This is a genomic window from Bradyrhizobium sp. Ai1a-2 (assembly GCF_000426245.1).
In the GTDB taxonomy this organism is placed as follows: domain Bacteria; phylum Pseudomonadota; class Alphaproteobacteria; order Rhizobiales; family Xanthobacteraceae; genus Bradyrhizobium.
On the sequence record NZ_AUEZ01000098.1, the window covers coordinates 1 to 21,471 of the forward strand.

At 62.4% G+C, this 21,471-nt stretch carries 20 protein-coding genes and 2 pseudogenes; 15 read left to right on the top strand and 7 right to left on the bottom strand.

Annotated elements, in window-relative coordinates; translation table 11 throughout:
* From K288_RS54525 to K288_RS54355, 5 genes and pseudogenes are all read left to right on the top strand, one after another.
* A pseudogene (locus K288_RS54525) lies at window positions 1-213 on the top strand (transposase); the annotation flags it as partial.
* A 544-nt stretch (window positions 214-757) separates the two neighbouring features.
* Complete coding sequence (locus K288_RS0137690; protein ID WP_027584138.1) at window positions 758-1,678, top strand: DMT family transporter; 921 nt, start codon at window positions 758-760, stop codon at window positions 1,676-1,678.
* A 350-nt stretch (window positions 1,679-2,028) separates the two neighbouring features.
* Window positions 2,029-2,298, top strand: a complete 270-nt coding sequence (locus K288_RS52955; protein WP_152535863.1) for a hypothetical protein — start codon at window positions 2,029-2,031, stop codon at window positions 2,296-2,298.
* A 1,376-nt stretch (window positions 2,299-3,674) separates the two neighbouring features.
* On the top strand, window positions 3,675-4,373 hold the full coding sequence (locus K288_RS0137705; RefSeq protein ID WP_152535864.1) for a hypothetical protein: 699 nt from the start codon (window positions 3,675-3,677) through the stop codon (window positions 4,371-4,373).
* A gap of 125 nt (window positions 4,374-4,498) precedes the next feature.
* The gene (locus tag K288_RS54355) at window positions 4,499-4,672 is read left to right on the top strand and encodes a hypothetical protein (protein ID WP_201449786.1); all 174 of its coding nucleotides are present in this window, start codon (window positions 4,499-4,501) and stop codon (window positions 4,670-4,672) included.
* 369 nt (window positions 4,673-5,041) lie between these two features.
* Here K288_RS54355 and K288_RS0137715 read toward each other — a convergent pair whose 3' ends face one another.
* Window positions 5,042-5,995, bottom strand: a complete 954-nt coding sequence (locus tag K288_RS0137715; RefSeq protein WP_201449787.1) for a GSU2403 family nucleotidyltransferase fold protein — start codon at window positions 5,993-5,995, stop codon at window positions 5,042-5,044.
* Window positions 5,996-6,243: 248 nt separating this feature from the next.
* On the opposite strand from K288_RS0137715, the gene K288_RS47830 reads away from it, so the two are divergent.
* Window positions 6,244-6,897, top strand: coding sequence for a Uma2 family endonuclease (locus K288_RS47830; RefSeq protein ID WP_051334963.1), 654 nt, complete (start codon window positions 6,244-6,246; stop codon window positions 6,895-6,897).
* Window positions 6,898-7,081: 184 nt separating this feature from the next.
* On the opposite strand, the gene K288_RS0137725 is transcribed toward K288_RS47830, so the two are convergent.
* Window positions 7,082-10,843, bottom strand: a complete 3,762-nt coding sequence (locus K288_RS0137725; RefSeq protein ID WP_027584142.1) for a vitamin B12-dependent ribonucleotide reductase — start codon at window positions 10,841-10,843, stop codon at window positions 7,082-7,084.
* 302 nt (window positions 10,844-11,145) lie between these two features.
* Between K288_RS0137725 and K288_RS53825 the strand changes: the two genes are divergently transcribed.
* Window positions 11,146-11,301 (top strand): hypothetical protein, encoded by a 156-nt coding sequence (locus K288_RS53825; RefSeq protein WP_160169054.1) that lies wholly within the window; start codon window positions 11,146-11,148, stop codon window positions 11,299-11,301.
* A gap of 340 nt (window positions 11,302-11,641) precedes the next feature.
* Window positions 11,642-12,538, top strand: coding sequence for a DMT family transporter (locus K288_RS0137730; protein WP_027584143.1), 897 nt, complete (start codon window positions 11,642-11,644; stop codon window positions 12,536-12,538).
* Between the two features lie 16 nt (window positions 12,539-12,554).
* Here the strand turns inward: K288_RS0137730 and K288_RS0137735 are convergent, their stop codons facing one another.
* Together K288_RS0137735 and K288_RS0137740 are read right to left on the bottom strand one after the other, a co-directional pair.
* Window positions 12,555-12,959 carry a response regulator gene (locus K288_RS0137735; protein ID WP_043161768.1) on the bottom strand — a complete coding sequence of 135 codons (405 nt, stop codon included), beginning with the start codon at window positions 12,957-12,959 and terminating at the stop codon, window positions 12,555-12,557.
* 209 nt (window positions 12,960-13,168) lie between these two features.
* Window positions 13,169-13,846 (bottom strand): BA14K family protein, encoded by a 678-nt coding sequence (locus tag K288_RS0137740; RefSeq protein ID WP_027584145.1) that lies wholly within the window; start codon window positions 13,844-13,846, stop codon window positions 13,169-13,171.
* Between the two features lie 266 nt (window positions 13,847-14,112).
* On the opposite strand from K288_RS0137740, the gene K288_RS0137745 reads away from it, so the two are divergent.
* Window positions 14,113-14,523: an NADH:ubiquinone oxidoreductase subunit NDUFA12 gene (locus K288_RS0137745; protein WP_027584146.1), complete on the top strand. Its 411-nt coding sequence runs from the start codon at window positions 14,113-14,115 to the stop codon at window positions 14,521-14,523.
* 335 nt (window positions 14,524-14,858) lie between these two features.
* On the opposite strand, the gene K288_RS0137750 is transcribed toward K288_RS0137745, so the two are convergent.
* Window positions 14,859-15,545, bottom strand: coding sequence for a DJ-1/PfpI family protein (locus tag K288_RS0137750; protein WP_027584147.1), 687 nt, complete (start codon window positions 15,543-15,545; stop codon window positions 14,859-14,861).
* Window positions 15,546-15,679: 134 nt separating this feature from the next.
* Between K288_RS0137750 and K288_RS0137755 the strand changes: the two genes are divergently transcribed.
* Genes K288_RS0137755 through K288_RS0137765 form a run of 3 tightly spaced genes read left to right on the top strand, consistent with a single transcriptional unit; the run spans window position 15,680 to window position 17,346 of the window.
* A complete protein-coding gene (locus tag K288_RS0137755) occupies window positions 15,680-16,618 on the top strand; it encodes a GlxA family transcriptional regulator (protein ID WP_027584148.1) in 939 nt (312 codons plus the stop codon).
* A 60-nt stretch (window positions 16,619-16,678) separates the two neighbouring features.
* Window positions 16,679-16,915: a hypothetical protein gene (locus K288_RS0137760; protein ID WP_027584149.1), complete on the top strand. Its 237-nt coding sequence runs from the start codon at window positions 16,679-16,681 to the stop codon at window positions 16,913-16,915.
* Window positions 16,912-17,346 carry a TA system VapC family ribonuclease toxin gene (locus K288_RS0137765; RefSeq protein WP_027584150.1) on the top strand — a complete coding sequence of 145 codons (435 nt, stop codon included), beginning with the start codon at window positions 16,912-16,914 and terminating at the stop codon, window positions 17,344-17,346. Before K288_RS0137760 ends, K288_RS0137765 begins: the two co-directional genes overlap by 4 nt.
* 1 nt (window position 17,347) lies before the next feature.
* On the opposite strand, the gene K288_RS0137770 is transcribed toward K288_RS0137765, so the two are convergent.
* Window positions 17,348-18,295, bottom strand: a complete 948-nt coding sequence (locus K288_RS0137770; RefSeq protein ID WP_027584151.1) for an alpha/beta hydrolase — start codon at window positions 18,293-18,295, stop codon at window positions 17,348-17,350.
* A 244-nt stretch (window positions 18,296-18,539) separates the two neighbouring features.
* Here K288_RS0137770 and K288_RS0137775 point away from each other — a divergent pair, with 244 nt between their 5' ends.
* Window positions 18,540-19,544, top strand: a complete 1,005-nt coding sequence (locus tag K288_RS0137775; protein ID WP_043161772.1) for a DUF2155 domain-containing protein — start codon at window positions 18,540-18,542, stop codon at window positions 19,542-19,544.
* Between the two features lie 418 nt (window positions 19,545-19,962).
* On the opposite strand, the gene K288_RS0137780 is transcribed toward K288_RS0137775, so the two are convergent.
* Window positions 19,963-20,220 (bottom strand): hypothetical protein, encoded by a 258-nt coding sequence (locus K288_RS0137780; RefSeq protein WP_152535866.1) that lies wholly within the window; start codon window positions 20,218-20,220, stop codon window positions 19,963-19,965.
* A gap of 749 nt (window positions 20,221-20,969) precedes the next feature.
* On the opposite strand from K288_RS0137780, the pseudogene K288_RS51305 reads away from it, so the two are divergent.
* Together K288_RS51305 and K288_RS51310 are read left to right on the top strand one after the other, a co-directional pair.
* Window positions 20,970-21,176, top strand: a pseudogene (locus K288_RS51305) (transposase); the annotation flags it as partial.
* Window positions 21,177-21,246: 70 nt separating this feature from the next.
* A partial coding sequence (locus K288_RS51310) for a transposase (RefSeq protein WP_152535867.1) occupies window positions 21,247-21,471 on the top strand: 225 nt, incomplete at its 3' end.

Genomic DNA, 21,471 nt, shown 5'->3' on the forward strand with positions numbered 1-21,471 from the left:
CTGGAAGCCGTGTCTTCTCAACTCGAGGGGACTACCGCGAAGCAAAAGAACCCACATCCAAAAGGCACGCTCGCCTTCGCTGCGTGGGTCATTGCTCGGCTCGGAGGATGGACCGCCTATTACGGAAAGCCTGGCCCAAAGGTGATGCGCCTAGGCCTCGAAGCCTTCCGCCGCATCAAATACGGCACCACTTTGAGGCTCGAAAATGTGTGAATCGGATAGCCGGTGACCGGGCTTTCTTGCCACCGTCACCCTTAGGGACGTTTCCATCCCCCAGGACTTAGCGCCAGCGTCGGGGCGCCGGGACCACACGACTTCGCCGTCCGCGAACAACCGCGCTCGTCTGTCGCGAGCCGTCGCGTCCACCGCATCTCACCGCGCGTTCGTGACGTTGCGCAACGCCCCTCTCATCGGGTGAGACGCGCGGAGTTAAATCACTGATTTGCCCGACGACGGAAGCGGAATGTTTTTGTGCGAGGGTCTGGACAGACTTTCGTCCTGATTTGCCCGTCGGGTTGTTATGTCGCGCTCAACGCAACCACATCGTCATTGCGAGCCACCGGGTCGGCGCGTAGCGCCGCCCGATGACAGGCTCCGCGAAGCGATCGATAACGCCGCAAGCGGAGGCATGGATTGCTTCGTCGCTGCGCTCCTCGCAATGACGATGACGATGGCAGGGCGCCAATCGGCCCATGCGCCCGTCAGCCTTGCATGGCCGTGGGTTGATCCGCTGCGGCGGCTGCCGTAAGCGTCGGCGATGACCAAGCCGACCATCGGCGCCGATGCTCCAACCCAAGAAACGGATGCGAAACAGGCCTTGCTCGGGGTCGCCTGCGGCCTTGGCGCGGCGTTGTGCTGGGCGCTCGGGTTCGTCTCGACACGGCACGGGCTGAAAGTCGGATTCACGCCCGCGGACCTGCTGATGCATCGCTACGTGTGGTCGGGCATCGCGTTCCTGCCGCTCGTGCTTCGCGCCGGAATAGGCAATCTCTGCGGCATCGGATGGGGCCGTGGACTGGCGCTGATGGTGCTCGGCGGACCCGTGATGTCAATCATCAGCTATACCGGCTTCCTGTTCGTGCCGCTGGGGCATGGCAGCCTCATCCAGCCTTCCTGCGCGACGCTCGGCGGCCTGTTTCTCGCCGCGGTTTTGCTGAGGGAGCGAATTTCGTTTTCGCGGGTGTTCGGGGCGGTCGTCATCGTCGGCGGCCTGGCCGTGATCGGGGCTGAATCGATCGGCCATATCGGGCCCCACGGCGTGCTGGGCGATCTGATCTTCGTTCTGACCGGACTGATGTTCGCGGTGTTCGGCACGCTGCTCCGCCATTGGCGCGTCTCCGCCTTTTCCGCGGCCACCGTCATCAGCGTGGTGTCGCTCCTGCTGCTGCCGGTCTATGCGGCATCCGGCGGGCTCGGCCGCGTGATCGCGCTGGGCCTCGGCGAAAACGCGCTGCAGGCCGTGGGGCAGGGGGTTCTGGCGGGCCCTGCGGCGATGTATCTGTTCGCATTCTCGATCCAGCTTCTAGGCGTCGCCCGCGCCGCCGTCTTCCCGGCAATGGTGCCGGCGCTGACCCTGCTCGTCGGTTGGCTCCTGCTCGGCGAACCTCCGACCGCGCTGCAGGCGACGGGGCTGGTCCTGGTGCTGTCCGGATTCTATCTGGCGCAACGGCAGCGGTAGAGCGCGCGGGCGGATTGGCTGAGCGCGTAGGGCGGGTTAGCGCAGCGTAACCCGCCGATGTACGGAGAGTGAGTGGCGGATTACGCTGACGCTAATCCGCCCTACGGACTGCGCGCTGATATTTTCAACCTTCCTCCTTTGGCGTCCGAGGGCTCTCCGACCGTGATGGGGGAATCTATATCTGGCAAGCTTTCGCTTTGGTCGTAGCGTTCGACCAAAAAGCGCAAGGCGTTAGTTTTTTACGTACGAGCCTTTTGTTGTTCGGTGCGCGAAAGTCCAAGAAGTCATGCCATCCGCTTGCTAACCTCACGTCGTTTTTTTACGAGCTGGTATTTCACAGGAGCGTGATCATGAAAAACGTCATTCCTATTGTGATCGCAACTGCTTCTCTTCTTTCAGTGTCTGACGCACAAGCAGCAGCTCAACAACACCGGACCCATCATCATCGCGCCGCAGTGATGGGCGCTACGATCAGTCCGGCTTTGCTCAATGCCAATGCCAGTCTCAATGACAACATCGGTCACCACGGGATGCATATGCGGAATCTGCATGATTCCGGGTACAATCCTAAGAATGACGTTGGTCCTTCCGGCAATGTGTCTGATCCCAGTAACTGGTAACGCGATGAGATAATGACCTTGGGTTCGCGGCTTGTGGCGATTGTCGCAGCATAGCGACCGGCATTCGCTACGGTCGTATATGAACACACCATCGCGCTCGGCATGCAGCTCTTCACGGCAGGGCAGACGGCGTTCGACCCGCTGCTCACGCTGGGCGCTTATGACTACTGGAAGTCACAAAATTTCCTGGAGCTCAGGGACGGTCTCCTCGACAGCCCTGCGGAGTGCGAGATTCCAGGTGCTCCGCCGGTCGGTGAGGCCGCAGTGCGTAGGGCGGGTTAGCGAAGCGTAACCCGCCGATGTACGGAGAGTGAGCGGCGGATTACGCTGACGCTAGTCCGCCCTAAGGGCTGCCGTCGTATGAAACAGTTGCCATCGTTCGAGTGTCGGGGTGTCTACCAGGACTGCGCACGATTCACTTGTAGTGGTTCAGGACCGGGGTGACCGGATGCCTGTGCGGCCGTCAGCGGCAAGGCTGGCGCGCGACGCTCCATTCCTTTGTCCTCCGCAGACCGCGTCGACGAAGCGCATTTCGCGCACGCGGGGGAGCGGCGGATCATGCTTCGCCAAATCCGCCCTACGGCCCTGGAGCAGAAAGTCATAGTCATTAAGCAGATAAATCGCGGCGTTACTTTGCCAGCGCCACCACCACGCATCTGAGCTGATGTCCCTGCGAAAGGATGACCAGTCCTTAAACCGAACAGAGCGGCGCGCTCATCTATCTTGGGTACTGAAGGATTTAAGTTTAGGGCGCGATGCGCAGAGATACGGTGAGATTTTTCACCCAGATCTTCCTCGATCTTGACTGCGAGTCTCGTCTTTCCGCTGCCATTAGCACCGACGAACAACAGCGACGTTGCCGGTTCGAGATGAAAACTCTTGGGGCCGGACGGGGTTTGTATCGAAAAACTAAACGTCATCGCGCGCTCAGTCTGTACGGCTCGGTAGAGTGTCGTTATGGGTGAAGGTTCACAAAAAGGCCGCTCTTTAGAGCGGCCTTCGTGCTTGCGGCGCTGGGCAAAGTATCTCCCCTAGCTTGTCCGCTAGTCGCTGGAATCACACCGTCTGGATTCCCGGACTCGGCAACCAGATGCGAGGCAGTGAGCAAAGTACGTCCCCTAAGACCGAGACTTCGCCAGATCATCGGCTTTCTGGGATAGCCTGGACTTGTGGGGCCCTTCGATCGCCGCTATTGACCCCTGGCCCACATCGTCATGTTCCTGTCCCACCAAAGGAAGATTGTCTTCAGGTGGTCATCACGTGTATTTTGTCGACGTACTCGGCCTTACCCCCAAGCGCTGACATTGAAAGAAACTTTCCGCTCGCGCCGCGAGATCGCGGCTGCGTGGGCACATGATGGGCGCAGGAGACAACAAGTGGTCATTTTTCGGCAGGTCTTGGGCTCGCGTGAGCCGGGCTTCGCCGTCCGCAAGCGCGAGGTGCTGCTTGCAAGACTTGTCGATCCGCTATGGGTAGCGGGGCAACTTCTCTGCACTGCGGCGGGATATTTGCCCGTCGTCGGGATCCGCAGGGCTGACCGCGACGCCAAGGTGCCGGGCGAACGGCAGCGCATAGAATGGACCATCCACACCGCGCAGGGGCCCCTCATTGCCTTCTTGCTCGAAGACGTCGTCTTGCTCCACGAGCTCTACATGCAGGACGGGCGCAGGCTCACCCAAGAAATTCTCGGCGAACACATGAAGCTTCAGCACGCTGACCTTTTCGACGAATTCAGTTTTCTTTCCAGCAAGGTGCAAAAAGAGATCGCGCGACTGCCTGAGCAGCACGTCGCCGATGCGATTCAGGTCGCCCGCCAATTGCCTATACTCGCGTGCGCGGAGTTGCTTTGCCAGAAGCTGAGGACGGGGGAGACCGTCCAAAAACTTTACGCGGGATTGCGCATGTCGTCCGGGAACTTCGTTTGGTACGTTGAGACGGAGAAACGTCTGGCCCATTTCGCCTTCGTGAGCGACCCTATTCTCTTGGTCGAGGGTTTCAGTATGAAGAAGCTCGCCGCGTTGTCGAATGCCGATCTTCGGCGCGCTACGGAGGCCGAGATCAAAGGTCGGGCTTAAGTCGTCCGACCGAAGAAGCTGCCATCATTACTTACCGAAAGCAGGGCTCAGCGCACGGTTCGCCGTCGCAGGACATGATCGCGAGTCCGCAATTGGGCCCATAGACTCTCCTTGAACACGACGCCATGCTGGCAGCCCGTGCAGCGCTGTACTCGGCACAGAGCACCGGCCTTGTGGTCAGGTGCAACCTGGCGCGGCGGATTGGTTGGATCGAGACACCCGAGACCAAGCCGGGTCCGCTGCCTGAAATCCTGAAGCCGCCGCTCCTGTTCACTGGTGATGGTCCCGTTGGCGACTAAGAGGCGCAGACGTGTGGGATCGACCACGCCGCCGGTCGAGATTTCGGCGAAGACCGCGTCCTGGACCTTTCGGACCTGCTTCTCGCTGAATTCTCGATATCGCTTGGAAAACCTTGACCATGCCGCATTGGCGGCCGGCATCGCGCGCCCGGGATGGGCGCACGCTAGACCTGTTGCGCTTCGCGATAGGACGATGTGCGCCTCGGATCGAGGCGCCGCCGCAATTGATTTGAAACGCTCCGGTCTTCGCCGGATCCGCGCCCCCTGTACTTGAACCTGGTCGCAACATCACGCCCAAACCTCAACCAGAAGTTAGCGGCGTCGCCGGGATGGCGACGTGGTAATCGAATCCTTGAAAAACTTCCGCGACTACATCCTTGGCGCCGAAGGGCCGTCATCGCCCAAGGCATCCTGGAGCGGGCCTATCGTCTGGACGTGGTCCTCAGCGAAAGGCTCTGTCCATCGCTCGTGGACGAGCTTCACTACTGCGGCGTTGAGCTCGGTCGAGGACTCGCGCCGGATCAGCGACATCTCCTCGACGTCGAGAGCCATGAAGCGCAGCATGCAATACGCCCGCGGCTCGAGCACCGCGACCAAGGCGGCTCGCCCGTTCCGATCAATCAGGATCGAACGCATCACTGGTTGGTCGAGGGCCCAGCGCACCGCCTCAGCACCGTACGAAGCTACCTGTGCGTATTGATCGACCAGGTTATCCAGCGTCGATATCGTGTAGAGCCGGACGCTCAGGCCTTCCTCGGTCTTGAGCTCGACCGCCGCCTTGTCGCGGCTCAGACGGGCACGCTGCACCTCGATCCGGGCGCGCCTCAACACCGCAATCATCTCGTCGATCACGTCGGTCGGATGCACGCCGGCGACCAGCAAGTCCATACCACCGTCGGGCAAGATCTCACGCGGAAGGAGCGCGGCCATCTCGCATTCGTAGCTGTAGACCGCGGCCTCGCCGATGATCGTGATGTGGTCGATCATCTCGGAGAGGCCGATCGCGCGCGCAACGTCACCAATCTCCGAAGGTGCGCGCGAGAGCCGGAGCGCCTTCGCCATTCGGGCCTGTTCGGCCAGTTCCGGCCGGAGTGCGTCCATCTGCCGGTCCAGATCGGCGCGGCCCGTGATGAAGCGGTCGTAGATCCCCTCAGTCTCTGGCGATCGGCGTCCGATCGAAGTCGCCTTCTGCTCCCCTGTGACGGGATTCCGCCGGTACCGGGTCAGATATTCAAACTTCTTGACCTTGAGCCACTGCATGCCTCCGCCGAACTCGTCCCGCGATCGGGCGAGAGCGCTGAAGTCGAAGGTCGTGGAACGCATGGTTTCCACCAGCCGCCGCTGCTCCCTGGTCATTGGAGTGTGCACGGATTTTGTAGTTCCTAGGCTGATAGATATCTGATGATATAAACTAGCACATTAACCGCGAAAAGTCTAGCATCTACCCGGTATTGCTAATTGGGAGATGTCGATCCGACTCTGTTGCGGTCGCACAATTCCGGGATATTTGCATGGTTTGGCAATGACTTACGGCGGGTTCCAATTTGGCAGCAAGCTGCTGCCAAATTGACTTGGACCAGGAGGTTCCGGAGACGCCGCGGTTTTCGTTGGAGCATTATGAGCTCGACCGGGTACCGGGCGAGACCGACGAGGAGTATGCCGCGCGGCGCGCGATGTTTGAAAACCTCGGACCGGCGGCGGATGACGAATCATCCGAGTGCGACGACGACCGCGAGTTCGAGATGCTGGCAGGCGATCGGACTGCGCTCGAAGATTTCACGGAGAACCACGAACAGATCGTGGCGAACATCGTCGGCGCGCTCAAGCCAGCGATGGATCGCATCGGGTGCCGCACCTACGTCCGCATGGCGGTTCGTCGCGACGAGGAATCCCGAGAGACCGAACTTCGTCCCGATATTCTGGTCCGCCGCGGTCCGATCGGAGATCGTACCTACATCGACGATCCAATCGTCGTGATCGAGGTTATGTCGCCCGAATCGAAGTCCCGCGATGAACGTCTCAAGCACTCGTACTATTGGAATTTGCCGACAATCCGGCACATCCTCCTCGTCGACGCCGAACGCATGGCGGTCCAGCACGATGCTCAGACCGAAGGCGGCTACGATAGATTGAACCTCGCCGACGCCGAAGCGGTTATCGACCTGACGGCAGTTGGCTTCTCCATGTCGCTGAAGGACATCTACTCAGAGAGCATGGCAGGCTAGACGGTTCGAGGTGCAATAGCTCCACCTCATGTCGGCCGGTAAATGCTCGAACCCGAGACTCGTCCAAAATGAAAACCCCGCCATTGCTGGCGGGGTTTTCTGCTTCAAGTCGGAATATCAAATTCTGGGGGCGCACTATCCGCGTTGAACAGTCGAAAACGACCGTTTTTCCTAAGTCGGAATATCAACTGCAGCCGGTTGTACTTCCGCACGTATCACACTTCATACACGTCCCATTCCGCACCAGCGTGAAGTTGCCGCACTCCGAGCACATCTCGCCTTCGTAGCCCTTGGCCTTTGCTTCCGCGCGGCGTTCGGCCTTCGTCGGTGCTACCGCAGCGGCGGTGCCGGCCTTGCTCCAGTGGCCCACCTTTTCCGCGGGCGAGAGGTCGTGCTCCGTCTCCTGCTTCAACGCCACTGCGCCTTCGATGGTGTCGGAGACGCGGGACGGCGCGCTTTGCGAGGAGAGGGCGGTGACGCGGGAGCCGCCGGCGGGGGCGTTGTCGGTGGTCTGGCTGACGGCGGTCGAGCCGCCGCGCATGACGACGAGGTTGTCGGTGCGCGAGCGGGTGAGGCCGCGTGACAGGTACTTCGTCGCCTGGTGCTGCGGCCCCTCCGGGTCCTTGCCTTCCTCGACGCCCTTGCCGAGCGCGTCGAAGCCGCTCTCGTTGGGATCGACATGGGCGAGGTCGAAGCGGGCGAGATAGCTCACCGCGAGCTCGCGGAAGACATAGTCGAGGATCGAGGTCGCATACTTGATGGAGTCGTTGCCCTGCACCGGGCCCGCGGGCTCGAAGCGGGTGAAGGTGAAGGCGTCGACATATTCATCGAGCGGCACGCCGTATTGCAGGCCGAGCGAGACCGCGATCGCGAAGTTGTTGATGAAGGAGCGGAGCGCCGCGCCTTCCTTGTGCATATCGATGAAGATCTCGCCGAGGCGGCCGTCGTCATATTCGCCGGTTCGGAGATAGACCTTGTGGCCGCCGACCACCGCCTTCTGGGTGTAGCCCTTGCGGCGATCCGGCATCTTCTCGCGCTCACGCATCACGACGATGCGCTCGACCAGTTTCTCGACGATCTTCTCGGACACCTGCGCGGCGCGCGCGGCGACCGGCTTCTCGTAGAGCGCTTCCACCGCATCGTCCTCGTCCTCGTCATCGCTGATGAGCTGCGAGTTGAGCGGCTGCGACAGCTTCGAGCCATCGCGGTAGAGCGCGTTGGCCTTCAGCGCCAGCTTCCACGACAGCAGGTAGGCGGACTTGCAGTCCTCCACCGTGGCGTCGTTCGGCATGTTGATGGTCTTGGAGATCGCGCCCGAGATGAACGGCTGGGACGCCGCCATCATGCGGATGTGGCTCTCGACCGAGAGGTAGCGCTTGCCGATCTTGCCGCAGGGGTTGGCGCAGTCGAACACCGGATAGTGCTCAGGCCTAAGATGCGGGGCGCCTTCCACGGTCATCGCGCCGCAGATGTGGACGTTGGCCGCCTCGATCTCGCGCTTGGAGAAGCCGACCGCCGAGAGCAGGTCGAAGCCGGGGGCAGCGATGGCTTCAGTGCCGATGCCGAGCGTGTCGCGGATGAAGTCCTCGCCGAAGGTCCACTTGTTGAAGGCGAACTTGATGTCGAAGGCGGTCGGTAGCGCCTTCTCCACCTTGGCGATGGCTTCGTCGGTGAAGCCTTTTGCCTTCAGCGTAGAGGCATTGATGCCCGGCGCGTTGGACAGCGAGCCGTGGCCGACGGCGTAGGCCTCGATCTCCGCGATCTCGCTCTCGCGATAGCCGAGCGTGCGCAAGGCTGCCGGCACCGCCTGGTTGATGATCTTGAAGTAGCCGCCGCCGGCGAGATTCTTGAACTTCACCAGCGCGAAATCAGGCTCGATGCCGGTGGTGTCGCAATCCATCACCAGGCCGATCGTGCCGGTCGGCGCCACCACCGTGGTCTGGGCGTTGCGATAGCCATTGGTCTCGCCGAGTGCGAGCGCATCGTCCCAGGCCCTCGTCGCATGCGTGACGATGTCGGCCTGGGGGCAGGAGGCGTGGTCGAGCGGCACCGGGTTGACCGCGAGCGCCTCATAGCCGGACGCGTTGCCGTGGGCGGCGCGGCGGTGGTTGCGGATCACCCGCAGCATGTGGGCCGCGTTCTTCTTGTAGCCGGGGAAGGTGCCGAGCTCGCCCGCCATCTCGGCCGAGGTCTTGTAGGCGATGCCGGTCATCACAGCGGTCAGCGCACCGCAGAGCGCGCGGCCTTCCCTGGAGTCATAGGGCAGGCCCATGGTCATCAGGAGGCCGCCGATATTGGCGAAGCCGAGGCCGAGCGTGCGGAATTCGTAGGAGAGCTCCGCGATCGCCTTCGAGGGGAATTGCGCCATCAGCACGGAAATCTCGAGCGCGATGGTCCAGAGCCGGCACAGATGCTCGTACGACTCGATGTCGAAACGCTTGGTCGTGGTGCTGTAGAAGGTGAGCAGGTTCGCGGACGCCAGGTTGCAGGCGGTGTCGTCCAGGAACATGTACTCCGAGCACGGATTGGACGCGCGGATGTCGCCGGACGCCTTGCAGGTGTGCCAGTCGTTCATCGTGGTGTTGAAGTGCAGGCCCGGATCGGCCGAGGCCCAGGCGGCGTAGCCGATCTTCTCCCAGAGATCGCGCGCCTTCAGCGTCTTCGTCACCTTCCTGTTGGTGCGGGCGATCAGGTTCCAGTCGCCGTCGGTCTCGACAGCGCGCAGGAAGTCATCCTTCAGCGAGACCGAATTGTTGGAGTTCTGGCCGGAGACGGTGAGATAGGCCTCCGAATCCCAGTCGGTGTCGTAGATGTCGAACTGGAGGTCCTTGTAGCCTTGCCTGGCGAACTGGATCACCCGCTTGATGTAGTTGTCGGGCACCATGGCGCGGCGCGCGAGCTTGATCTCGCGGCGGAGCGCTGGGTTCTTCTCGGGATCGAAGCAGTCGTCGCCCGAGCCTTCGCAGTTGACGCAGGCCTTCAGCACCGCCTTCAGGTGCTTCTGGTTGATCTTGGAGCCGGTGACGAGGGCGGCGACCTTCTGCTCCTCCTTCACCTTCCAGTCGATATAGGTCTCGATGTCGGGGTGATCGATGTCAACCACGACCATCTTGGCCGCGCGGCGCGTGGTGCCGCCGGACTTGATCGCGCCTGCAGCGCGGTCGCCGATCTTGAGGAAGCTCATCAGGCCCGACGAGCGGCCGCCGCCGGAGAGCCTTTCGCCTTCGCCGCGCAGGCGCGAGAAGTTCGAGCCGGTGCCGGAGCCGTATTTGAACAGGCGCGCCTCGCGCACCCAGAGGTCCATGATGCCGCCGTCGTTGACGAGGTCGTCCTCGATGCCCTGGATGAAGCAGGCGTGCGGCTGCGGATGCTCGTAAGCGGATTTGGACTTGGTCAGCTTGCCGGTCTTGTAGTCGACGTAATAGTGGCCCTGGCCGGGGCCGTCGATGCCATAGGCCCAGTGCAGGCCGGTGTTGAACCATTGCGGCGAGTTCGGCGCCACCATCTGCTTTGCGAGCTGGAAGCGGATCTCGTCGAAGAAGGCCTGGGCGTCCTCATCCGAGGAGAAGTAGCCGCCCTTCCAGCCCCAATAGGTCCAGCAGCCGGCAAGACGATCGAACACCTGTCTTGCCGAGGTCTCGCCGATATAGCGCTCGCTCTCGGGCAACAGCGCCAGCGCCTCGGTGTCGGGCACCGAGCGCCACAGCCATGAGGGGACAGTCTCTTCCTCGACCTTCTTGAGGCGCGCAGCGACGCCGGCTTTGCGGAAATACTTCTGCGCGAGCACGTCGGAGGCGACCTGCGACCAGAACTCGGGCACCTCGACATTGTCCGCGCGGAACACGACGGAGCCATCGGGATTGCGGATCTCAGACGTGGTCAGCCTGAAATTGATCCCAGCGTAAGGAGATTGTCCGGCAGTGGTGTTGCGCCGTTCGATAAGCATGCGTCGTGCCCCGTCGTCTGCCCGGCCTCCCTGCATTGGCGCAAGGGTGGTCCGGAAATGTTATCCCTAGAGCGAGCCCCCGGTCCCATCCCTTCGCCGAAGGGTGGGGGCCAGAGTCCCGCCAGCTCAGCCGGTGGACCGGCCTGTTTCTCTCGACCGCAGGATTCGGCTGGCGCCGATCCGGCGGCGGCATGTGCCCGGACCGGCCCAGGCGGACCGTTCGGGTCATGCGTTCAACGCCCCAAAACTCGTAACGCGAGGTCACCGATGAGCCTTTTTCGGCTCGTTATTGGCGTCCCAAAATGCCCGGGAAATTCCGGGAGGAATTTCCGAAATCGCGGGCAGCAAAGCCCTTCACCCGCAGCCTGCTGCGGCTGGTGGAGTGGTCGTTCTGGACCCTTTTGGGAGCGACCGGCGGGGACCCGAAACACACTCGCGCCGAACAGGAGGAAAGCTAGGCCAAGTCCGTGACGCCCGTCAAGGACTAGTACGAGTTCCTGAATCAAATACTAAATATGGTGGAAAAGGGAGGAAAACAGGGGCCAGTGCCGCGCCCGTGATCGAGCCAAGTATCAGTGAGTCCTCAGGGATTCCCAAGAGAAAAAAATCTCATGGGTGCTGTGGAACAACGCTTCGCCCGCTTTTCACAGGGCAGGTATTTTTGGCGCCTGATGGATTGAATTCCCAGGACTCACGTGAGCATACGGAGGAACTACGGGCAGGCATGCTGGCGGCCGCATGGTCGGCCGCCCAAATGGAAGGCATGGTGGCTGACGATTCCATTCCCTGCCGGGCTCCATGACAGAATCAAAACCGACCGCGCGCGGCCGACTCGCGCCCGCGGGCTTCTTGTTCCTCGCCATCACTTCGGTGGGCTGGGGCTTCAACTGGCCGGTGACAAAGTACCTGCTAAGCGAACTGCCGCCGCTGACGCTGCGCGGCTCGACCGGAGTGGTGGGCGCCGCGCTGCTGGCCGTGCTTGCGGTCATTCGCGGGCAGAGCCTGCTGGTCGGGCGCGAGATGTGGCTGCGCCTGATGTTGGCGGCGCTGCTGAACGTCACTGGCTGGATGGTGCTGATGGGGCTGGCGCTGCTCTGGCTGCCGGCCAGCGAAGCGGCGCTGATCGCCTACACCATGCCGGTGTGGGCCTCGATGCTGGCCTGGCCCGTGCTCGGCGAACGGCCGACACTGCTCCGCACGATCGCGCTGGTGATGGCCTTTGCCGGGCTCGCCGTCATCATGGGCGGCGACGGCATGTCCGCGAGCCGCGAAAAGCTGCCGGGAATCATCATGGCGATCACCGGCTCCTTCGGCTTTGCGCTCGGCACGGTGCTCGCCAAAAGGCTGCCGTTGAAGATGGAGCCGATCCCGGCGGCGGCCTGGCAAATCGGGCTCGGCTGTTTGCCGGTGGCCGTGGTCGGTCTTCTGATCGAGACCTCGCATCTCGATCGCGTGACGACGCTCGGCTGGTGGCTTCTCGTCTATTCCGTCGTGATCCAGTTCTGCATCGCCTATGTGAGCTGGTTCGCCGCGCTCAGGCGATTGCCGGCCTCGATCGCGGCAATCGGCACCATGGCGGTGCCGGTGATCGGCGTGGTGGCGTCCGCAATCACACTGGGCGAGCCGCTCGGGCCGACGCAGATCGCAGCGCTCGTCTTCACGCTCGCCGCCGTGGTGCTCGCCACGCGCTCTTAGTCGATCGACCGCCTTGTTACTTCGAGAGGCGGGTCGATGCCGCTGATTTGCCGAGGCACTCGTTGACAGCGGTGACCAGCGCCTGGGGTGTGAACGGCTTGCGCAGGCAGCGCGTCGCGCCGAGTTCGAGCGTCATGCGCAGGAAGTCCGGCGCACGCTGGGCGTTGGCGAAGGCGTAGCCGGACATCGCGATGATCGGGATATCAGGTGCGCGTTCGTGAAAGATCCGGATCGATTCGAAGCCGCTCATATGCGGCATGAAGACATCGACCAGCATCACATCGAAGCTTCGATCTTCGAGCGCAACCATCCCGGCTTCGCCGCCGTCGGCGACGGTAACGTCAAAACCCTTGCGCTTCAGACAGACCTCGATGGCGGCACACACCATGGGGTCGTCATCGACCACGAGAACGCGCGGCACGACGGATCCTCTTGTTGAGTTGATATCGGTATATGCCGACCCGCACGGTCGACTCTCTCATTAAGACGGAAGCGCGTTAGCACGTCTGCAAGATGCCGTGCATACGGATTTGCTTGCAGCGGAATTCACGTTCGCGATGCTGGAGGCAACCTCTCAACAAGAAAGGGCGGCTTTCGCCGCCCTTTTTTCACGCGCGAGGAATCAATCGATCAGGGGCAGGGATGACGCTGACCATCATAGCCGAGATAGGTACCCGATGCCGGATCGTAGGACTTGTAGCGCTGCGCGCAGTAGGAGGCGTCACCGCCGCCGGGCGCGACCGCTACCGCAGCGCTGTCATCGTAGTAGCCGTCGTCGTAGTAGCCCGATCCGTATCCATACCCGTAGTAGTCGTCATAATAGGCGCTCGACGCGAGTGCGCCGCCGATCACGGCACCTGCAGCAACACCAGGCCAAACCCCGTAGCGGCGGTGACCATAGTAGCCGCCGCGCCAGCCGGGCCGATACCCGCCGCTCCATCCGGGCCGGCCGCCACTCCAGCCGGGATTGGCTACGGCGCCGCCGCGGAAGCCGGGAGTGCCTGCGAACTTGGTGCCAAGGCCAGCGCCACCGGCGGCAAAGCCGCCGCGGTAGCCGCCGCCTCCAATGGCTGCGCCGCCGCCTCGGAAGCCGCCGCCTCCAATGGCTGCTCCGCCACCTCGGAAGCCTCCGCCACCACCGGCAAAGCCGCCCCCGCGGAATCCACCGCCGCCGCCTGCAAAGCCTCCGCCGCCGCCGACCCGTCCAGCCGAGAACTTGGTGCCTTGGGCAAAACCTTCGCTCGGAATGACGAGCGGTACCGCCAGCGCGAGCGCCGCAGCGGTACTTAGAATCTTGAGATTGATCATGTGTTCGGACTCCAATCTGCGGGACATGACCCAACCCTTACTGGGGGCCGGGGTTCCCGAGTCCCCACGCCGGTGCGAGCGCGGGACCTCAAGCTGTCAGATAGGAACTGTATGGCAAATGAACGGGTTAGACTGAATTCCGCGACAATTGGCCGCCAACACTGCGCCGTGATGTTCCGCTCTCGGTCACAACGCGTGCGGCAATCTGGACAATTCGATCCGCCGGTGGCATCAGAGCCCAAGGATTCCGAACCGGCCGGCGCTTCATGAAACAATTCCTGCTCAAATTCTTCACGTGGTGGAACGGCCAGACCTTTGGCACGCAGCTCTGGACCTGGCGCTTCGGCGAACTGGTCGGCACGGACGAGCAGGGCAATCGCTACTATCGCACCCGTGGTGGCAAGATCGATCCGGTGCTGCACTTCGAGCGCCGCTGGGTGATCTATAACGGCTACGCCGAAGCCTCGCGGGTGCCGCCGTCGTGGCATGGCTGGCTGCATCACGTCGTCGACTTGCCGCCGACCGAAGAGAAGTACACGCCGCAGGAATGGGAAAAGCCGCATGTGCCGAACATGACGGGCACACCGGAGGCATATCGTCCGTCCGGCTCGACCCTGGCGAGCGGCCGCCGACCGAAGGCGACCGGCGACTACCAGCCCTGGACGCCCGCGGGCTGAATCAACTTCATTCGTACGTTGTGCGAGCGCGCAATTGCGCGTGCGGCGCACGCGTGCCTGTGAACAGCGGTAACAGCGGGGACGGGCAACACGGCCTCCTTGCGCCTCACGCGGGATCGGAGCTCAATAGGAACATCTTACGGAGGTGGATGACCATCGCGTCGGATCGGGCTCCAGAATCGCGACTGCCCCGATAAGCAGCGGCCTCCGAGTGGGATGCGGCCGGGACATAGGCCCCTGGTGCAGACGTCCTGAAATCGCCCGTTAATGTGAGGCTACCGTAAGACAGGAAAGGCCGCCCGGGAAACCTGGCGGCCTTTTTCTTTGCGTCGAGATTATCCAAGCCGTGCCGCGGCGCGGGCGATCATCTCGCCGCGGCGCGCTTGCGATGCCGCCATCTTCTCTCTCATGAAGGCGAGGATCTCGGCCGGCGCAGTGTCCGGCGAGCCGGCATTGAACGGCGGCTTCGGGTTGTATTCGAGACGCAGCTGGATGGCTTCCGCCGTCCTGCGGTCGATGAGCTCCGACACCAGTGTCAGCGCGAAATCGATGCCGGCGGTGACGCCGCCGCCGGTGATGCGGTTGCGGTCGACGCAAACCCGAGTTCGCGCCGGGATCGCGCCGAACGCGGCGAGGAAATCGATCGCCGACCAGTGCGTCGCGGCGCGGTACCCTTTGAGCAGGCCGGCGGCGCCGAGCACGAGCGATCCCGTGCAGACCGAGGTGACGTATCTCGCTCCCTCGGCCTGCTTGCGCAGGAAGGCGAGCATCTCCTCGTCGTTGACCATATCGTCGGTGCCCATGCCGCCGGGGACGCAGATCACGTCGAGCTGCGGGCAGTCGGCGAAGCTGATCGTCGGCATCAGCGCCAGCGCGGTATCGCTCGGCACCGGCTCGATCCGTTTCCACACCAGATGCACTTTGGCCCCGGGCACGGAGGAGAACACCTGCAGTGGACCGGTGAGATCGAGCTGCGTCACCTTTGGAAACACCAGAAGTCCGATTTGCAGCGGGGTGGACATGAGAGCACCTCAATATCGGTTGACCGCGACAGAATGGCATGGTGGCCTCATGTCCAAAATGGCATAATTCCCTCATTTCGGGACACCCGTTTCAGGACTATCGCGCGTCCCGGAGATCGACAGGAGAAGGTTCGATGATTGGCGTCCTCATCTTTCCGGAATTTCAGTTGCTGGATGCTGCCGGCCCGATCTCGGCTTTCGAGATCGCCACGCGCTCTGTCGACAATCCGCCAGCGCTGAAGGTGATCGCGGTGACGCCGGGGCCGGTGCGCTCGTCCTCAGGCGCTGAGATGTTCGCGCGAGGGCTCCGGCCATCGGCGGCGATCACGACATTGGTGGTCGCGGGCGGCGAGGGCGTGCGGACGGCGGCGAAGTGCGCCAAGACGCTGGCCTTCGTGCGCATGCTGTCCAAGCGCGGTGTCCGCATCGCGAGCGTCTGCTCGGGCGCCTATATCCTCGCGGAGGCCGGCTTGCTCGATGGCCGTCGCGCCACCACGCATTGGCAGCGGACCAAGCATTTCCTTTCCGCCTATCCGAAAGTGAAGCTCGAGCCGGATCGTATCTTCACCCGCGACGACAACATCTGGACCTCTGCCGGGATCACCGCCGGGATCGACCTGGCGCTGGCGATGATCACCGAAGACTATGGCGAGGAGATCGCGCAGAAGACCGCGCGACATCTCGTGCTCTATCACCGCCGCAGCGGCGGCCAGTCGCAATTCTCCTCCCTGTTGGAGTTGAAGGCTTCAAACGGCCGCTTCGGCCCGCTGCTCGCCTGGGCGCGCGAGCATCTCGATGCGCCGCTGACGGTCGAGGACATGGCGGAGAAGGCCGGCATGAGCTCGCGCCACTTCACCCGCGCCTTCGTCGCGGAGACCGGCACGACGCCATCGAAAGCGGTGGAGCGCCTGCGCATAGAGGTGGCGCGGCAGCGCGTACAGTCCTCGGGAGAAGCCATCGAGCGCGTCGCGGAGGCGACCGGCTTCCGCGATCCCGAGCGGATGCGCCGCGCCTTCATCCGCGCCTTCGGCCAGCCGCCGCAATCGATGCGGCGGGCGGCGAGGGCGGGGTAGCCCATAGCGCGGCGCGTCCACCGTTGACATCGGATGCTCCATTTAATAACATCAAACATCATGCGTACCACGATCGATATTGATGACCCCATCCTTCGCGAGGTCAAGGCCATCCACGAAAAGGAAGGCCGCTCAATGGGTGCGATCGTCTCTGAGTTGCTCGCCGAAGCGCTCGCAACCCGTCGCCCATCGCGCGCGAGGTCTCCGTTTCGATGGACCTCTCGTCCAATGAAGGCCCTGGTAGACCTGTCCGATAAGGAAGCCGTCCACGCTATTCTCGACTCGGATCGGTCGTGAGCTACTCGCTCGACGTCAACGTGCTTCTTTACGCGTCTGATCGATCAAGTGGCCTCCATGACCGCGCTCGTCGATTTATCGAAACTTGTGCGTCCGGTCCGGAGATACTTTGCCTAACTTGGCCAACGCTGATGTCGTATTTGCGGATTGCCACCCATTCGCGGATTTTCTCGGCGCCGCTCTCACCGGATGAAGCGCTCGCCAATATCAGGGTGCTTCTTGCGCTCCCACACGTGCGGGCGGTATCCGAGCTCGATGGCTTTCTGGACGCCTACAAACACGTTGCGGGCGAAACGCCGGTCCGAGGAAACCTCGTTCCTGACGTCCATCTTGCAGCCATCCTGTTTCAGCATGGCGTTCGGACCCTGTATTCCAACGATCGGGATTTTAGAAAGTTCCCGTCGCTCGATCTCCGGGATCCGTTCGCCTAACTCAGTTGAGCAGTTTCAGCCACGCACTGATGTCGCTTGCTGCGACGTTGGCCTGGTTGAGCAATTTTCCCATAGTGAAGAAGCCGTGGAACTGGCCGGGGAAGTGCTTGTAGGTGACGGGTACACCAGCCGCCTTGAGGCGTTCGGCATATTCGTTGCCTTCATCGCGCAAGGGATCGGCGCCGGCGGTCAGCACATAGGCCGGCGGCAGGCCGATCAGGGTCGTCGCACGCGCCGGCGAAGCGCGCCAATCATGCGCGTCGGCGGCGCTGCGGAGATAATGATCGCGAAACCAGCCGATGACGGAGTGCGTGAGCAGGATGCTGGTTTCGGGTTCGCTGTGCGAGGGATGCGTCATCGCGAAATCGACCGCGGGATAGATCAGCACTTGTCCCGCGATTGCAGGACCGTTGCCGTCGCGCGCAGCGATTGACACGACTGCCGCGAGATTGCCGCCGGCGCTGTCGCCGCCGACGCTCAGGCGCGCGGCATCGATGCCGAGCTGCTTCGCGTTTGCCGCCACCCATTTTGTGGCCGCGATCGCATCGTCGACGGCCGCAGGGAATTTGTGCTCGGGCGCCAGACGATAGTCGACGGAGATCACGATCAGCTCGCCTTCATCGGCAAGCTTCCTGCAGACCACATCATGTGTGTCGAGATCGCCGATCACCCAACCACCGCCGTGGAAGAACACCAGCGCAGGCGACAGCCCGTCCTTCTGGCGCAGCTTCTTCGGCCGGTAGATCCGCGCCGGGATCGTGCCGTGCGGCGCGGGGATCGACAGCGGCTCGACCTGTGCCAGCTCCGGCGGCTCCGGATTGCTGACAAAGCGCGCCTGCGAGTAGTACGCGCGTGCTTCGGGGGCGGTCAGTGTTTCGTAAGCGGGTCGGCCGGCCTCCTGAAAGGCCTTGAAGACGGCAGCGGCATCGGGATCAAGAACGACAGGCATGTGTACGGGCTTCCTCTGGATCGTCCGGTTGCGATTTCCGGATTTTTGCTGTTTTCCGCGTTGCGGTCTGCGCACGTTTAGTGGAGGCCGGAACTATTTCATGGGGCAGGGAGCCTGACCAGCGGCGGATGCCCGCCCTTTCCCCGCCGTATTCGGCGTGTTAACCGGTGATCCTGCGAGCGGCCCTAGCCAATAATTGATTTAGTATGTCGAAAGCCCGATTCGTTCCTTGAAGCCGCGCGAGATGCCCCGAACCGTTGCCCTGACTGGCTTTGCGGCCCTGATCGCCGCCTCGACTGTCGCGCTTGCGCCGCCCGCGCGCGCGCAGATCGGTACTATTTTCTCCGATCCCGCCCCACGCCCGCCGGGCGCGATTCCGCGCGGTGGCCAGCAGGTGGCTCCCGAGGACGAGGAGGAAGTGCCGGAATTGCCGCGCGGTCGGTTGCTGCCAACGCCGAACCGGCCGCCGCCGGGGCAGGGTGTGCCGCCGCCGGGCAGCTTCCAGTCACAGCCCTTGGCGCCGCCTCCGGGGACTCAGGGGCCTCCGCCCAACGCACCGCCCGCGGTGGCTGTACAGCCGCCATCGCCCGGTGCTCCCAACGTGGCCAATGCGCCGCCCGGCGCCAATCCGTTGCCGGGACTGCCGCCCGGACAGCGCCAGCCCAAGAGCGTGCCGCAGACGCCGGCAACGCTGCAGCCCGGCGACGAGGTGGTGAGCGAGCCGCCGTCGACCAAGATCGCGAACAAGAAGGCGAGCTTCTCCGGGCTCGACAAGATCACCGGGCGCATCATCAATTTCGAGGAGGACATCGGGGAGACCGTGCAGTTCGGTGCGCTCCGCGTGAAGACGGACGCCTGCTACACGCGGCCCTCGACGGAAGCCGCCAACACTGACGCGTTTGTCGAGGTCGACGAGATCACGCTGCAGGGCGAGGTGAAGCGGATTTTTTCGGGCTGGATGTTCGCTGCAAGTCCGGGCCTGCACGGTGTCGAGCATCCGATCTACGATATCTGGCTGACCGACTGCAAAGGACCGGAGCAGACCATCGTCAACGCGGCGCCCGATCTGCCGAAGCAGCCGACCCCGCCACCTGCGGCACAGAAGAAGCCGCCGGCGCAGAAGCAGGCCGCCCCGCGTCCGCCACCCCAGCAGCAGCCGCAATACCAGCAACCGCCGGCGCAGCCCCAACCGCCACCACCTCCACCCCAGCAGCGGCCGGGCGGGCTCTTCAGCATATTCGGGAATTGAGTGGGGCGAGTTCGGCCGCAGCTACCCTGCACTGCGTCCACTCCGATTGAAGCTGCTCTTCTACGACGAACTCTTGCAGCGATCCTGACGATCTCGCATCGCTGCCGGCAAGTTGCGCTGCCACTGGTCTTGCGGGTGTCAGTGTCTGCACCGGATGCAAGCGACCAGCGACAGTCATCTGCGCCCCCTCGAAGGCTTGCGTGAGTTACTCTGTCTCCGGTTGTCGCTCTCGACGTCCGTGGCATCGAGAGCCGAGGTCCCGAGCGGCAAGTCTCTTCAGAATGAAGCTGTCAGCGCTTAACAGGAGCGGGGAGATCAACTCCCCGGGTAGCGCGGAAAGCCGACCGACGTCGCAGGGTTTCGAAGTGGCGGCTCAGCCCTCGACTACTCCACAATTTCAGCTTTCACGTCGGACGCCTTAGTGGCACGCCTGCTCGGCAATTTTATCTCCGACCTTTATGAGGCCCTGCAGTACGGCTCCTGCAGTTGCGCCGAGTCCGGGAATAAATGCCACAATGCCAGCCAGCAATTCGAGAACGGGCTTCGCTTTGGGCCAAATTGAACAAAAATCACCACCAACTGCCTCAGCCGCTGCGCCACCGGCTGGGTGAGCCGCCGCGGCGGCGCGAACGGTCTGCGTAATTTCCTGTGCCAATTGCTTTGCGTCTAACGACATCGTCCTCTCCTCGCTCTGTTTGAACATGGTGTCTTGAACGAATAGCTTCCCGTCACGATCCGCTGGGCGTGTCGTGTGAAGCATGCAGTCGCAATTTTAGACGTGCGCTCTTCCGCTCTTCGCGGCAGTCTGGTGCCGCCCGCTAGACAAAAACGGCTACGAAAGCCGCTCATCTATTCGAGCAACTCTCCGTCAACTCAGCTATCGGGCATCATTCCGAACTCGGATGGTGGGAGCACAACGATGTGCGTGCTGTTGTCCAAATCCGAATACTGACTTTCTTACCTATCGATTTGGCGTTTAGCCGCCATCAAATCTTTCGACGACTAATCGCTTCTGAAACTTCGTGAATTTGCAAAATGTGCTGTGCGAAATAATCAACGTCACGTTGTATTACACTACGCTGCCGGATCGATGGAGTCAATGAGATGGTCACGCGATGCGATACTAATTCTCTTTGTCTGCAATCATGGATTGCCGGCGCAAATGATTCCGCAAGCGCATACGAACGAGCGAACGCTGCCGACTTACATTGCGGCTTTGCTCTCAATAAGTTGCCGTTGAGACCAGGCACTAGAGCATTTCCGGTTCTGATTGAATCAGAACCGAAGCTCTAGATTCTTGTTTTCACGCGTTTTCTTCACGCGAACCGGTATCCACTTCGCTCGAAAACGCTCTAGGCTGTGTGGACTCTTGGGATTCTCAAATCAGATGGAACGTGATTCAAGGCTTTCTTTTAGGAGGAAGCCTTGGGCGTTACGGATCGGCTCGTTCTGAGCGACAGGCAATGGGACCGTATCTCCGGCTTGATCATCGGTCGGCCGGACCAGCGTGGTTCGACAGGCCGCGACAACCGGATGTTTGTCGAGGGCGTGTTATGGATCGTGCGAACCGGTTCGCCGTGGCGTGATCTGCCCGAAGCGTTCGGCGAATGGAACGTAAGCGTAGCGCAGAGGCCCGTCGGATTGTTTGTGCGGGGTCTTAAGAGCACCGTTAGAAGAGTCATCTTCAGCAAGGGTGCTTACAATGGACGACCATTCGGATGACATAAGACGACCGTTGTCGCCGCGTATCGAAGTGTATGCTGGCGCAGGTCGCAAGCGGTGGCCGGATGATTTGAAGGCACAGATTGCCGCGGAAAGCCTCGAGCCGGGGGCGGTTGTCACAGACGTCGCCCGTCGCCATGGCTGCCGGCCCCAGCAGGTGCACGACTGGCGGCGCCGGGCGCGTTTGGGCCAGTTGGTGCTGCCG